This is a genomic window from Lacinutrix sp. MEBiC02595, from assembly GCF_053601555.1.
In genome coordinates this window covers 1-214 of the sequence record NZ_JBSHNU010000041.1, presented here as the reverse complement: position 1 = coordinate 214, position 214 = coordinate 1, and the positions used below count along the sequence as shown (strand labels likewise).

The window sequence follows — 214 nt, the reverse complement described above, 5'->3', positions numbered from 1 at the left end:
ATTTGCAGATTTAGATGGCAATGGCGTATTAGACGCAGGAGAGCCAACAGCAACTACAGCGGCGGATGGAACGTATACTATAGAAGGAGTACCAGCAGGAACAGTAGATATCGTAGTAGATACAACTACTTTACCAACAGGTGTAACATTAACAGAAGGAACAGAACCAACGGAAGTAACGATACCAGTAAATGGAACAGTTGCAGCAGGAACA

1 protein-coding gene is annotated in these 214 nt (G+C 43.5%); it reads left to right on the top strand.

Translation table 11 applies throughout. The features are described from left to right. The coding region (locus ACVCZW_RS00130) for a hypothetical protein (protein WP_452231296.1) at positions 1-214 on the top strand (214 nt) is incomplete at both ends.